Raw genomic sequence first — 11,583 nt, 5'->3', positions numbered from 1 at the left:
TCCGCTGCCTCAAGCGCTACATCGCCCGCGAGCTCTACCAGATCATCACCAAAAACGATCAAGAATCCGCCGCTTGACATCTATAGGAGCATCCTCACGCCTCCGGGACGTAGGACAGCAGGTCGCCCGGCTGGCACTCCAGCGCCGCGCACAGGCGGACCAGCGTGGAGAACCTGATGGCCTTGGCGTGGCCGTTCTTGAGTATCGACAGGTTGACGACGGTGATCTCCACGCGGTGCGACAGCTCGGTGAGCGTCATCTCGCGCTCTTTGAGCACCTCGTCGAGTCGGATGCGGATCGGCATGTCAGATGGTGGCCTCGACCTCTTGGAGCAGGGCCAGGCCCCGGCGGACGATCTCCGCGATGCCCAGGGCCGCCGCACCGGCCACGACACCGATCAGGCCGCCGCCGGGAAGCGGCTGGAACATGAAGCTCTCGGCGAGCAACGTGGACGACAGTAGCGTCTTGGCCAGCCAGCCGAGGAACGCGGTGGCGATCGATCCGGCGATGAGGACCCAGCCGAGCGTGCGCAGGTGGCCGGCGACCGCGGGCGAGGGGCCCACGTGCCGCACCGTGACCTCGGCGCCGGAGCCCACGTAGGCCGCCCCCTCGGCCAGCATGCCGGCGGGCAGGGTGCCGGGGACGTTGAGGTTGACCCCGATGCCGCCGGCCGTGCCGCCGAACGCCATGACGGCCGCCTGGACCAGCACCGCCAAGGCGCCCAGGCAGCCCAGGACGAAGCCGAAGCTGAACGTGATCTCGAGTCTGGCGATCCATCGCATAACGATTATCGTAAATAACGAAAGTCGTTATGTCGAGGGTTCGATGAGGGTCGCCAGGCCGTTCAGGAGCGGGGTCAGGCCGAACTCGAAGAAGGCGTCCAGGTCGAGGTCGTAGTCGTCGCCCAGCCCGGCGACGACGGCGGCGAAGTGCGGGTAGGCGCCGGAGGCCCGCAACTCCTCCAGGCCGGGCCCCTGCGCGTCCATCCACTCGTCGTCGCCCATGCCGGTCGCCGCGTCCTGCTGGGCTTCCCGCTCCAGGTGTACGGCCACGCCCTGCACGTAGTTGTAGATGAGCACATGGATGTTCTGCCTGGTCAGGGCGTCGAGCCCGTAGCCGTCCAGGGAGGCCAGGGCGTATTCGGCGTGCCGCATCAGGTGGGGCAGGATCAGCGGCCGGGTCAGCGCGGTGACGTGCGGCAGCCAGGGATGGCGGCGGTACAGGGACCACAGGCCGCGCGCCGACAGCTCGAAGCGGGCCCGCCAGCCCTCGGGCAGCGGCTCAGGGTAGTCGAACTCGCCATAGGCGGCGTCGGCCATCAGCCGCACCAGGTCCTCCTTGCCGCCCACGTGGCGGTAGAGGGACATGGTGGCGGCGCCGGTCTTGGCGGCGATGCCGCGCATGGACAGGGCGGCCAGGCCCTCGGCGTCGGCGATCTCGATGGCGATCCTCACGATCCGCTCGCGGGTGAGGTCGGAGGGGGTGGGCGGGCGGTCCCGGGCGGGGCCGGCGCCGGCGACGGTGCTGCCGACGCGGGGCTCGGACGTGATCACGCCCTCCTGGGCCAGAAGGGTCAGCGCCTTGGCCGCCGTGGCCAGCGCGACGTTCCAGTCACGGGCCAGGCCGCGAGTGGACGGGACCTTGTCACCCGGCTTCAGCTCGCCTTCTGCGACGCGCCGCTTGATGTCGGCCACGATCCGGATGTAGGGCGGGGTCATGGGGCCTCCTGTTCTAGTACAGAAGCTAGCAGAAATGCCTGTTGCATGAGCTGTGCGTACTGTGTACATTCAGCTTGCGTACAGCGTCAACGACTGAATGGGAGCACCATCGTGAACGTCCTCGTCTCCGGCGCGAGCATCGGCGGCACGGTCCTGGCCTACTGGCTGCGCGAGCGCGGGGCCCGGGTCACCCTCGTCGAGCGGGCCCCGGCGCCGCGCGGCGGCGGGCAGGCCATCGACATCCGCGGCGCGGCGCTGACCGTCGCCGAACGCATGGGCGTCCTGGAGGCGGCCAAGGCGCTCAAGACCGAGATGCTCGGCATGTCCGTCGTGGACGGGAACGGCGACGAGGTCATGCGCTCGGAGGAGTCGACCTTCAGCGGCGGCCGCCTGGACAGCCCGGACGTCGAGATCATGCGAGAGGACCTGATGGGGCTGCTCCTGGGCGCCGTCGAGGGCGTGGAGATCCTGTGGGGCGACTCGATCGCCTCGCTCGGCGACGACGGCTCCGCCGTACACGTGAGATTCGAGAAGAACGCGCCGCGCACCTTCGACTGGGTGGTCGGCGCGGACGGCCTGCACTCCAACACCCGCGGGCTCCTGTTCGGCGAGGAGGAGCAGTTCGTGGAGCATCTCGGCATGTACCTCGGCCTGTTCCGCGCCGAGAACTTCCTCGACCTCGACCGCTGGCAGGTGTGGCACCGCGAGGGGGCGGCCGGGTTCGGCCTGTACCCGGCCAGGGGCAACGGCGAGCTGGTGGTGAACATGGGCTTCGAGTCGGGGCCGATCGCCTACGACCACCGCGACACCGAGCGGCAGAAGCGGCTGGTCGCGGCGGCCTGCGCGGACCTGCGCTGGGTCGCGCCCAAGCTGCTGGAGGCGATGTGGGCGGCCGGCGACTTCTACTTCGACGCGATGGCGCAGGTCCACCTGCCCGCATGGCACAAGGGCAGGGTCGCGCTCGTGGGGGACGCCGCCTACTGCGCCTCGGTGAAGTCGGGGCAGGGGACGAGCCTGGCCATGGTCGGCGCGTACGTGCTGGCCGAGGAGATGGCGGCGGGCGGCGGGTTCGGGCGCTACCAGGAGCGGATGCGCGAGTTCGTCGCGCTCAACCAGGCGCTGGCCAAGGAGAACCCGGCCGGGCCCGCCCCCGACGAGAGCGTGCGGCGCGCGGCCGACGCGATCACTCTGTGAGACCGCGCCACGTGGGGTGGCGCAGGACGCCGTCCCTGGTCCAGCCGGCGTACTCCACCTCGCCGGCCAGCTGGGGCTCCACCCAGTGGGCCGGCTCGGGGGCCACCCCCGCGAACGGCGAGGCCGGGCGGGCCAGCGGCGCCATGCGGGCCGCGAGGTCGCGCAGCATGTGCTCGGTGAAGCCGGTGCCCACGTGACCCACGTACCGCAGGCCGCCGGCCGAGGGCACCCCCACCAGCAATGACCCGATCATCCCCGACCGGCGGCCCTCACCCGGCTTCCAGCCCCCGACCAGCACGTCCAGCATCAGCGTGTTCTTGACCTTGATCCACAGCTCGCTGCGCCGTCCCGGCAGGTAGGGCGAGTCGAGCCGCTTGCACACGATGCCCTCCAGACCGTGCTCGCGGGCCACGCCCATGACCACGCGGGCGCTGCCGGGAAACGACGGCGGCACCCGCACCCGTCCCCGATCCAGGGCGAGCTCCTCCAGCAGCGCCCGCCGCCGCTCGTACGGCAGCCGCAACGTCGAACGCCCGTCCAGGTGCAGCACGTCGAACGCGTGGTACATGACCGGCACCGTGGCCAGCAGCGACCGGCTCGGCGACCGGACGTGCATGCGCGACTGGAGCCGCCCGAAGTCCGGCGCTCCCGACGAGTCGAGCGCGACGACCTCGCCGTCGAGCACCATGCTCCGCTCACCGGCCAGGTCCGCGCGGAGCTCCGGATAGGCGCCGGTCACCTCGCGGTCGTTGCGCGAGAGCAGGCGTACCTCACCGTCGAGCAGGTAGGCGACGGCGCGTACCCCGTCCCACTTGAACTCGGCGGCCCAGGCCGCTTCCTGCGCGGCGACGGGCAGCTCCCCGCTGACCGCCAGCATCGGCCTGATCAGCATCATTCCCCCTGGTCAGAGGCATACCCCTGCCAGACATAGGGCGAACCGATACGATTTGCCGCCATGACCGGAATCAGGCTGACGCTGGCCTTGCTGGGCGCCGCCGCCCTGACACTGACCGCGGTGCCCGCATGGGCGAGCGCGGCCGCCGCGCCGATCACCGACCAGGTCAGCCTGGAACTGCGCAAGGACGGTGTGCTCCGGGTCAGCGAGAAGATCGGCGGCACGGGCGAGGTCAAGCGGACCTTCCTCACCAGGACCCGCTACGACGACGGCAACGACCGCGTCTACCAGATCGCCAACGTCAAGGGCGGCCAGCTCGCCGGTGACGTGCTCACCGTCAAGGCCCCCGCGACCGTCACCTACGAGGTGAAGGGCGCTGTCACGCCGTCCGGCGGCGTGGAGGAGCTGCGCTGGTTCGCGGTCAACGGCTGGAACGTCCCGGTCTCCAAGGCCACGGTGAAGGTCACCGGCGCCGGCATGGTGCAGAACCTGTCGTGCTTCGCCGGCGAGCTGACCTCGGCCATCGGCTGCACCAGTGCCTCCATGGACCACGGGGCCACCCAGGCCGACTTCGAGCAGGAGAACCTCGCGCCCGGCGAGGCCCTCACCGTCGTGGTCGGCTACCCCAAGGGCACCAGCTCCGGCGCCCCCATCCTGGAGCGGCGCTTCTCGCTGGCGGCCGCGTTCACGCTCAACGGGATCACCGGTGGCGCCCTGGCCGCGCTGCTGGTGCTGATGCTGGGCGGGATCGGGCTCCTGTACTGGACACGGGGGCGGGACGCGCGGATCGCCGGCCAGGAGACCGCCGTCGACCCCGTGCAGAACGGGCACTTCTCGCCGCCGGACGGGGTGCGTCCCGGTCAGATCGGCACGCTCGTGGACGAGCAGGCCGACGTGGTCGACGTGACCGCGACGATCGTGGACCTGGCGGTGCGCGGATACCTGCGGATCGACGAGCAGTCCAGGCAGGCCTACGACGCGCCGGACTGGACGCTGGTCAGGCTGCCGAGCGCGCCGGTCGAGGCCTTGCTGCCGTACGAGAAGGCGTTGTACGACGCGGTGTTCGAGGGCCGGGACGCCGTCCTGTTGTCGGAGTTGTCCGGATCCTTCGCGAAAAATCTCGGGAAAGTGCGGGATGAGCTGTACGCGGATGTCGTGCGGCAGGGGTGGTTCGCCCGGCGGCCCGACACCGAGCGCACGCGCTGGACCACGGCCGGCTTCGTCCTCATCGGCGCCGGGATCCTCGCCACGGTGGGGCTGGCCTGGTTCACCACCTATGGGCTGCTGGGCCTGGCCCTGATCATCGCGGGGGCGGCGCTGGCGGTGGGCGGGCAGTTCATGCCGGCCAAGACCGCGAAGGGGTCGGCCGCCCTGGCGCACACGCTGGGCTTCCGGCAGTACCTCTTCTCCGGCGAGCTGGGAAATGTCCCCGAGCAGCACCGAGTCGAGCTTTTTTCGCGATATTTGCCCTACGCCGTGATTTTTGATGGCGTGGAGCATTGGTCGCGCGTGGTGGCCTCGGTCACCGGCAACGGCCACCAGGCCGACAACCTGTACTGGTACCACGGGCCGGCCGAATGGGACCTGTCCAAGTTCGCCGGGTCGATGCGTACCTTCACCACGACCACGTCCGGCGCGATCTCCGCCACCCGGCAGCTGCGCTCGTTGTGAACGCCGAGGAGCTGGAGCGCCATCGCAGGGAACTGCACGTTCACTGCTACCGGATGCTCGGCTCCTTCCACGAGGCCGAGGACCTGGTCCAGGAGACGTTCCTGCGCGCCTGGCGCAAGCGGGACGAGCCGCCGGACAACCTGAAGGCGTGGCTGTACAAGATCGCCACGAACGCCTGCCTCGACTTCCTGCGCGCCAACCCCCGGCGGCCGGAGCCGCTCGACACGCCCATGGCGGCCGACGCGGGGATGCCGTGGCCGGTCTCCACCCACGTGCCCTGGATCAGCCCCTACCCGGACAACCTGCTCGACTCCGTCATCGAGCGCGAGACGATCGAGCTGGCCTTCCTCGTGGCGATCCAGCACCTGCCCGCCAAGCAGCGGGCCGTCGTCATCCTGCGCGACGTGCTCGGCTGGTCGGCGCCGGAGACCGCCGCGGCGCTCGACACGACCGTCACCGCGGTCAAGAGCGCCCTGCAGCGTGCCCGGCCGGTGCTGCGCGAGCACCTGCCCGCCCAGCGCATGAGCTCGGGCAGCGCCGACGAACTGGCCGTGGTGCGCACGTACATTCACGCGCTCGAACAGGGCGACCCCTCGGTCCTGCCCGCGCTGCTCGCATCGGACGTCTGGCAGACCATGCCGCCCACGCCGGGGTGGATCCTCGGCCGCGAGGCGTTCGTCTCCTCGTGGGGCCCGCAGATGTCCGGCGAGGCCTCGTGGGGCGACTGGCGTGTGCTGCCCGCCCGGGTCAACCGCCAGCCCGCGATCGCCGCGTACCTGCGCCGGCCGGGCGAGGAGGTCTTCTCGGCGTCCTGGCTCGGCGTCTTCCGCATGGAAGGGCCGCTGATCAGCGAGATCACCACCTTCGACCACGAACTTTTCCCGGAGATGGGTCTGCCCGATTCCTTTTCCGGCGATGCCTCGTCATATGGGCATGACTGATCTGCAGAAGAACGTTCAGGCCACGATCGACGAGCTCGTGGAGACCGGGGTGGAGCGCGGCGTCCAGGTCGCCGTGTACCGAGGGGGCGAGCTCGTCGTGGACGCGGTCGCGGGTCTCGCCGACCCCGCCACCGGCCGCCCGATGACCTCGGACACCCCGGTCTACGTGACCTCCACCGGCAAGGGCATGATCGCCACGGTCGTGCACCTGCTGGCCGAGCAGGGCGTGATCGCCTACGACACACCGATCGCGGAGTACTGGCCCGCGTTCGCCGCCCATGGCAAGGAGCGGGCCACCGTACGGCATGCCCTCAGCTACCGGGCGGGCGTGCCCGGCGTGCCCGTGGACACCACGCCGGCCGACATCGCGAACTGGGACAAGATGTGCGCGGCCGTCGCCGACGAGAAGCCCTGGTGGGAGCCGGGCACCACGATCGGCTACCACCCGCAGTCCTGGATGTACCTCATGGGGGAGATCGTCCGGCGGACGTCCGGCAAGACCGTCTCCCAGATCCTGCGCGAGCAGGTCGCGCTGCCGCTGGGCGTCGCGGACGAGCTCTTCCTGGCCGTGCCCCCCGCCGAACTGCCGCGCCTTGCCGTCATCGAGGACCCCGAGGGCCCGCCGATGGAGCTGACACCGGAGTTGACGGCGCAGATCCCGTTCTTCCGCGTCGTGGACGGCTACACCGCCGCGCCGTTGGCGGCCCTGCCCGACGCCGCCTTCAGCAACCGTCCCGACGTCCTGACCAGCGACGCCGGCGCCACGGCCACCGCCAGGGGCCTGGCCCGCATGTACGACGCCCTGCTCAACGGCCTGATCCCGGCCGCGCGGCTGGCCGAGGCCACCTCGGTGCAGGCCAGCGGGACCGACGAGGTCGTCGGCATGCAGGCGACCTGGGGGCTCGGGTACTCCGTCGGGCTGACCCAGGTGCTCGACCGCCCCACCTACTTCGGCATGGGCGGCAGCGGCGGCACCGCGGCCTTCGCCGACAAGGCCACCGGGCTCTCGATCGGGATCACCAAGAACCGCATCGGCGCCGGTGACCCGTTCGGCACGGTGGACAGGATCGGGCAGGTGATCCTATAGACGGATGTGGCCGAGCTCGACGGCCTTGCTGACGGCTGCGGTCCTGGTGTCGACGCCGAGCTTGCCGTACACGTGATTGAGGTGGGTCTTGACCGTCGCCTCGGTGATGAACAGGGCCTTGGCGATCTCCTTGTTGCCCGCCCCGCGGGCCAGGAGTTCCAGGATCTCGATCTCGCGGGTGGTCAGCGCCGGGCCGGGGTCGCGCATGCGGCGCATCATGCGGGTCGCCACCCTGGGTGAGAGTGCCGTCTCGCCCCTGGCGGCGGCCCTGATCGCCTGGAACAGCTCGTCCGGCGGGCAGGCCTTGAGCACGTAGCCGGTGGCGCCCGCGTCGATGGCGCGCACGATGTCGGCGTCGGTCTCATACGTCGTCAGGACCAGCACCTGCGGCGCGTCGTCGAGCGCGCGCACCTTCCTGGTCGCCGCGACGCCGTCGGGGCCGTCGCCGAGTTGCAGGTCCATGAGCACCACGTCGGGCCGGCGCAGGGCGATCAGCCGGAGCGCGTCGTCGGCGTTCTCCGCCTCGCCCACGATCTCCATGTCGGCCTCGCCGCCGACCAGCGCGGCGATGCCCGCCCTGACCACCGGATGGTCGTCGACCAGGAACAGCTTCATACCGGAATCCTCGCAGCCACCGCCGTGCCCTCCCCCGGCGCGCTCTCCACCGTCAGCGTGCCGCCCACCTCCGCGACCCGGTCGCGCATGGCCCGCAGACCGTACCCGCGCCCCGGGCGGGTCACGGCCATCGTCTGGTCGAAGCCCACCCCGTCGTCGTACACGTCCAGCGTCACCTCGTCGTCGAGATAGGCGAGCGTCACGATCACCCGGCTCGCGCGGGCGTGCTCGCGCGCGTTCGCCACCGCTCCCTGAGCCACTCTCAGCAGTACGGCCTGCGTCCCGTCGGCCAGCGGGAACTCCGTGCCCTCCAGCCGGAACTCCGCGCCCAGCGCCGTCAGCGCCTCGGGCAGCGACCGCACGGCCAGCGGCGCGGGCCCGAGGTCGCGGACGAACCGGCGGGCCTCGTCGAGGTTCTCCCCCGCCGCCTCGATCGCCGTCCTGACGTAGGAACGGGCCTGCGCGGGGTCGGACTCCCAGACCCGCTCGGCCGCCTGCAGCAGCATGCGCTGGCTGGTCAGGCCCTGGGCGAGGGTGTCGTGGATCTCTCGCGAGAGGCGCTCGCGCTCCTGCATGATTCCCGCCTTCCTCAGCTCCCAGAAGATCACGATGGTCATGGCCGCCACGGCGATCGGCGCCAGCACCAGGCTGGGGTCGAACCGGTCGGACAGGCTGATCTGCGCCACGATCACCGCGACGGTCAGCACGGCCGCGGCGACCAGCGTCATCCGCAACGACAGCAGCCGCAGGCACAGATACAGCAGGGGGATCGCGCACCAGGCGAACGACGGCGCCAGCTCCACCAGCACCAGCCAGCACCCGAGGACCACCGCCAGCCAGACCAGCCGGCCCCTGCGGCCCAGGCGCTCCCACAGCAGAACGCCGCCCGCGTACACGAGCGCCAGCAGGCCGGCGTCGGCCAGGGCCGCGACGGTCGTGAGGTCCATCGCGTGGCGTACCACCAGGCGGGAGGCGGAGGCGGCCAGCAACAGGAAGAAGCCGGCGTGCATCGCCCGGTTGAGCCAGATCCGCTCCATCTCACCCCCTCGCCGTGGTGCGAGCGTAGGCGGGGCCCCCGGCGCCCGCATCAACCGATCGGTTGACCCGCCCCTCGACCGATTCTCTCCCACGCATCGACCGCTCTCCCGATGGCGTGGCCGGTTCGTCCCGGCAGTCTGGAACTCGTCGAACTGACCACTGACCTGGAGGAACACCATGAAGCTCCGCACCCGCTTCGCCGCCGCCTCGCTCGCCGCCCTCGCCGTCGCCGGTGGCGTCACCGGCACCGCCGCGCAGGCCGCCGCGCCGGACGCGCCCGCGGTCGTCCAGACCAACGTGCTGTCGGCCGACGCCGCCCTCAAGATCGCCGACGCGGTGCAGAAGGAGGCGGCCAAGCAGAAGCAGCGCGTGACCGTGGCCATCGTGGACCGCTCGGGCGCCACCCGCCTCATCCTCAAGGGCGACGGGGCCGGGCCGCAGACGGAGGAGTCGGCCAAGCGCAAGGCGTTCACCGCGGTGTCCTTCGGCCAGCCGACCAGCGCCCTGGCCAAGAACCAGGCTCTGGCCGCCATTCCCGGCACTCTGCTGCTGGCCGGCGGCGTCCCGGTCGCCTCGGGCGGCGCGCCGATCGCCGGGATCGGCGTGGGCGGCGCGCCCAGCGGCGACATCGACGAGGCCATCGCCCAGGCCGGTCTCAAGGCCGTCCAGGGCCGACTGGGCTGATGCCGCCGACCCCTTTCGCGGGATATATCCCGTTCTGTCCAAAAAGGTGAAAAAGGGAGAGAGGATGGGGGCGTGGGTGGGGTTGGCAGGCGCGGGCTGCTGCTCGCGGGTCTAGGGCTCGTGGCGGCGGCCTGTGGTGGAGGTGATGGCCGGGCGGTATCGACCGCTCCGGGCGTTACCTCCCCAACAGCCGTGAAAGGATCAGACGTGCTTGACGAACAACTGCTTACCGCCGCCGCCGCAGGTGAGGCCGCCGCCGTGCGCGAGGCGGTCACCGAGGGGGCCGATCTCGAGGCCCGTGACGGGCGCCGGCGTACCGCTCTGCTGCTGGCCTCGGCCGCCGATCACGTGGAGGTCGCGCAGATCCTGGTGGCCGCGGGCGCCGACCCGAACGCGCTGGACGCCCAGCACGACACCCCATGGCTCGTGACCGGTGTGACCGGCAGTGTGGCGATGCTACGCGTCCTGCTGCCCGCCAACCCGGACCTGACGATCAGGAACCGCTACGGCGGCGTCTCCCTGATCCCGGCGTGCGAGCGCGGTCACGTGGACTATGTCCGCGAGGTGCTGAAGACGGACATCGACGTCAACCACGTCAACGACCTCGGCTGGACCGGCCTGCTGGAGGCGGTGATCCTGGGCGACGGCTCGGCCAGGTACCAGGAGATCGTCCGCCTGCTGCTGGCCGCGGGCGCCGATCGCGAACTGGCCGACCGGGACGGGGTGACCTCCTTGCGGCATGCGGTCAAGAAGGGCCAGCGGGAGGTCGCCGACATCCTGCGCGGCTGAAGCGCCGCCCTATGGGCGCACGCGGACCTCGCCCACAGGGCGGCCGCCGCCGTACAGGACACCCGTGGCGAGGACGTCCAGGTCGGGGCCGGACAGGCCGAGGCGGCGCAGGGCGGCGACCGTGACGGGCGTGCGGGCGCGCGACGAGCCGTCCTCGATCTTGACGGTGCCGGCCCGCCCGTCCTCGAAGACGAACGCGTCGAACGCCTCCGCCCCGGACTTCAGCATCAGTCCCGGTACGGCCCGCATGAGCTTGGCCTCGTCCCGGTGCGTGCCGGACGTCCACTGCGGGTAGGCGCGCATGGCGTCGAAGACCCGCCGCTCGTGGCTGCCGGGCCCGCCGAGCGGCAGGGCACGGAACGCCCTGGTCACCCCCAGCATGGACACGAAGAACAACGGGGCCCCGCACCCGTCGACCCCGGAGGCGGCCACGCGCTCCCCGGTCAGCTCCTCGACCGTCGCCCGGACCGCCCGCTGCAGCGGATGCCTGGGCTCCAGGTACGAGCCCAGCGGCCAGTCGTTGAGCACACAGGTCGCGAGCATGGCGGCGTGCTTGCCCGAGCAGTTCATGTACACGCGGCCCCGGTCGGTGACCGTCCGGTCCTCGGGATAGTCCTCGGGACACAGCAGCGCCGACTCCTCCAGCCCGGCCCCGGCCAGGATCTTGCGAACCCCGTCCACATGGTACGGCTCGCCCGCGTGCGAGGCGCAGGCCAGCGCGAGCAGTTCACCCTCCAGCGAGAGCCCGTTGCGGAGCATGCCCAGCGCCTGGAGCGGTTTCATCGACGAACGCGGCGAGGCGGGCACGTGGACCGCGCCGTGCGCGTCGACCGGCGTCCCGTCGGCGTCCACGGTGAGCACCCGCGCCAGATGCGTGGACTCCACGAACCCGGACCGGACAACCTCGACAACGAGCGACATTCCCCGCCCCCCTTCAGCAGGAGTCTACGG

At 71.2% G+C, this 11,583-nt stretch carries 13 protein-coding genes; 6 read left to right on the top strand and 7 right to left on the bottom strand.

Annotated features, from left to right (window positions below):
• Positions 1-94 precede the first annotated feature (94 nt).
• Genes ACIBHY_RS53635 through ACIBHY_RS53625 form a run of 3 tightly spaced genes read right to left on the bottom strand, consistent with a single transcriptional unit; the run spans position 95 to position 1,718 of the window.
• Positions 95-304, bottom strand: coding sequence for a helix-turn-helix domain-containing protein (locus ACIBHY_RS53635; protein WP_397258995.1), 210 nt, complete (start codon positions 302-304; stop codon positions 95-97).
• 1 nt (position 305) lies between these two features.
• Entirely contained in the window at positions 306-782 is a 477-nt protein-coding gene (locus ACIBHY_RS53630) for a hypothetical protein (RefSeq protein WP_397258997.1), read from the bottom strand.
• A 27-nt stretch (positions 783-809) separates the two neighbouring features.
• Positions 810-1,718 carry a TetR/AcrR family transcriptional regulator C-terminal domain-containing protein gene (locus ACIBHY_RS53625; RefSeq protein WP_397258999.1) on the bottom strand — a complete coding sequence of 303 codons (909 nt, stop codon included), beginning with the start codon at positions 1,716-1,718 and terminating at the stop codon, positions 810-812.
• Positions 1,719-1,829: 111 nt separating this feature from the next.
• Between ACIBHY_RS53625 and ACIBHY_RS53620 the strand changes: the two genes are divergently transcribed.
• The gene (locus ACIBHY_RS53620; RefSeq protein ID WP_397310928.1) at positions 1,830-2,912 is read left to right on the top strand and encodes an FAD-dependent monooxygenase; all 1,083 of its coding nucleotides are present in this window, start codon (positions 1,830-1,832) and stop codon (positions 2,910-2,912) included.
• On the opposite strand, the gene ligD is transcribed toward ACIBHY_RS53620, so the two are convergent.
• Complete coding sequence (gene ligD, locus ACIBHY_RS53615) at positions 2,902-3,807, bottom strand: non-homologous end-joining DNA ligase (RefSeq protein ID WP_397259003.1); 906 nt, start codon at positions 3,805-3,807, stop codon at positions 2,902-2,904. The two genes, ACIBHY_RS53620 and ligD, sit on opposite strands and share 11 nt — an antisense overlap.
• Positions 3,808-3,867: 60 nt before the next feature.
• Here ligD and ACIBHY_RS53610 point away from each other — a divergent pair, with 60 nt between their 5' ends.
• The 3 genes from ACIBHY_RS53610 to ACIBHY_RS53600 are packed head-to-tail and all read left to right on the top strand — an operon-like array spanning position 3,868 to position 7,506.
• Positions 3,868-5,478: a DUF2207 domain-containing protein gene (locus ACIBHY_RS53610; RefSeq protein WP_397310927.1), complete on the top strand. Its 1,611-nt coding sequence runs from the start codon at positions 3,868-3,870 to the stop codon at positions 5,476-5,478.
• On the top strand, positions 5,475-6,419 hold the full coding sequence (locus tag ACIBHY_RS53605) for an RNA polymerase subunit sigma-70 (protein ID WP_397259007.1): 945 nt from the start codon (positions 5,475-5,477) through the stop codon (positions 6,417-6,419). Before ACIBHY_RS53610 ends, ACIBHY_RS53605 begins: the two co-directional genes overlap by 4 nt.
• Positions 6,412-7,506, top strand: a complete 1,095-nt coding sequence (locus ACIBHY_RS53600; RefSeq protein WP_397310926.1) for a serine hydrolase domain-containing protein — start codon at positions 6,412-6,414, stop codon at positions 7,504-7,506. Before ACIBHY_RS53605 ends, ACIBHY_RS53600 begins: the two co-directional genes overlap by 8 nt.
• Here ACIBHY_RS53600 and ACIBHY_RS53595 read toward each other — a convergent pair.
• Positions 7,501-8,121: a response regulator transcription factor gene (locus ACIBHY_RS53595; protein WP_184958235.1), complete on the bottom strand. Its 621-nt coding sequence runs from the start codon at positions 8,119-8,121 to the stop codon at positions 7,501-7,503. The genes ACIBHY_RS53600 and ACIBHY_RS53595 overlap by 6 nt on opposite strands.
• Positions 8,118-9,158 carry a sensor histidine kinase gene (locus tag ACIBHY_RS53590; protein ID WP_397259011.1) on the bottom strand — a complete coding sequence of 347 codons (1,041 nt, stop codon included), beginning with the start codon at positions 9,156-9,158 and terminating at the stop codon, positions 8,118-8,120. Before ACIBHY_RS53590 ends, ACIBHY_RS53595 begins: the two co-directional genes overlap by 4 nt.
• A 178-nt stretch (positions 9,159-9,336) precedes the next feature.
• Between ACIBHY_RS53590 and ACIBHY_RS53585 the strand changes: the two genes are divergently transcribed.
• Together ACIBHY_RS53585 and ACIBHY_RS53580 are read left to right on the top strand one after the other, a co-directional pair.
• Entirely contained in the window at positions 9,337-9,843 is a 507-nt protein-coding gene (locus ACIBHY_RS53585) for a heme-binding protein (RefSeq protein ID WP_397310924.1), read from the top strand.
• 207 nt (positions 9,844-10,050) lie between these two features.
• Positions 10,051-10,632 carry an ankyrin repeat domain-containing protein gene (locus ACIBHY_RS53580; RefSeq protein WP_397259014.1) on the top strand — a complete coding sequence of 194 codons (582 nt, stop codon included), beginning with the start codon at positions 10,051-10,053 and terminating at the stop codon, positions 10,630-10,632.
• Between the two features lie 9 nt (positions 10,633-10,641).
• On the opposite strand, the gene ACIBHY_RS53575 is transcribed toward ACIBHY_RS53580, so the two are convergent.
• Positions 10,642-11,553 carry an asparaginase gene (locus ACIBHY_RS53575; protein WP_397310923.1) on the bottom strand — a complete coding sequence of 304 codons (912 nt, stop codon included), beginning with the start codon at positions 11,551-11,553 and terminating at the stop codon, positions 10,642-10,644.
• Between the last annotated feature and the right edge of the window lie 30 nt (positions 11,554-11,583).

Source organism: Nonomuraea sp. NPDC050547 (assembly GCF_044457345.1).
Classification (GTDB): domain Bacteria; phylum Actinomycetota; class Actinomycetes; order Streptosporangiales; family Streptosporangiaceae; genus Nonomuraea.
The sequence above is the reverse complement of the archived record's forward strand: the minus strand, read 5'-3'. Positions and strand labels throughout refer to the sequence as shown.

Excerpts from the sequence above, each read along its gene's own strand:
- ACIBHY_RS53635 (WP_397258995.1), bottom strand. The coding sequence starts at position 304 with ATGCCGATCCGCATCCGACTCGACGAGGTGCTCAAAGAGCGCGAGATG.
- ACIBHY_RS53610 (WP_397310927.1), top strand. The coding sequence starts at position 3,868 with ATGACCGGAATCAGGCTGACGCTGGCCTTGCTGGGCGCCGCCGCCCTG.
- ACIBHY_RS53630 (WP_397258997.1), bottom strand. The coding sequence starts at position 782 with ATGCGATGGATCGCCAGACTCGAGATCACGTTCAGCTTCGGCTTCGTC.
- ACIBHY_RS53575 (WP_397310923.1), bottom strand. The coding sequence starts at position 11,553 with ATGTCGCTCGTTGTCGAGGTTGTCCGGTCCGGGTTCGTGGAGTCCACG.
- ACIBHY_RS53585 (WP_397310924.1), top strand. The coding sequence starts at position 9,337 with ATGAAGCTCCGCACCCGCTTCGCCGCCGCCTCGCTCGCCGCCCTCGCC.
- ligD (WP_397259003.1), bottom strand. The coding sequence starts at position 3,807 with ATGATGCTGATCAGGCCGATGCTGGCGGTCAGCGGGGAGCTGCCCGTC.
- ACIBHY_RS53600 (WP_397310926.1), top strand. The coding sequence starts at position 6,412 with ATGACTGATCTGCAGAAGAACGTTCAGGCCACGATCGACGAGCTCGTG.
- ACIBHY_RS53595 (WP_184958235.1), bottom strand. The coding sequence starts at position 8,121 with ATGAAGCTGTTCCTGGTCGACGACCATCCGGTGGTCAGGGCGGGCATC.
- ACIBHY_RS53625 (WP_397258999.1), bottom strand. The coding sequence starts at position 1,718 with ATGACCCCGCCCTACATCCGGATCGTGGCCGACATCAAGCGGCGCGTC.
- ACIBHY_RS53590 (WP_397259011.1), bottom strand. The coding sequence starts at position 9,158 with ATGGAGCGGATCTGGCTCAACCGGGCGATGCACGCCGGCTTCTTCCTG.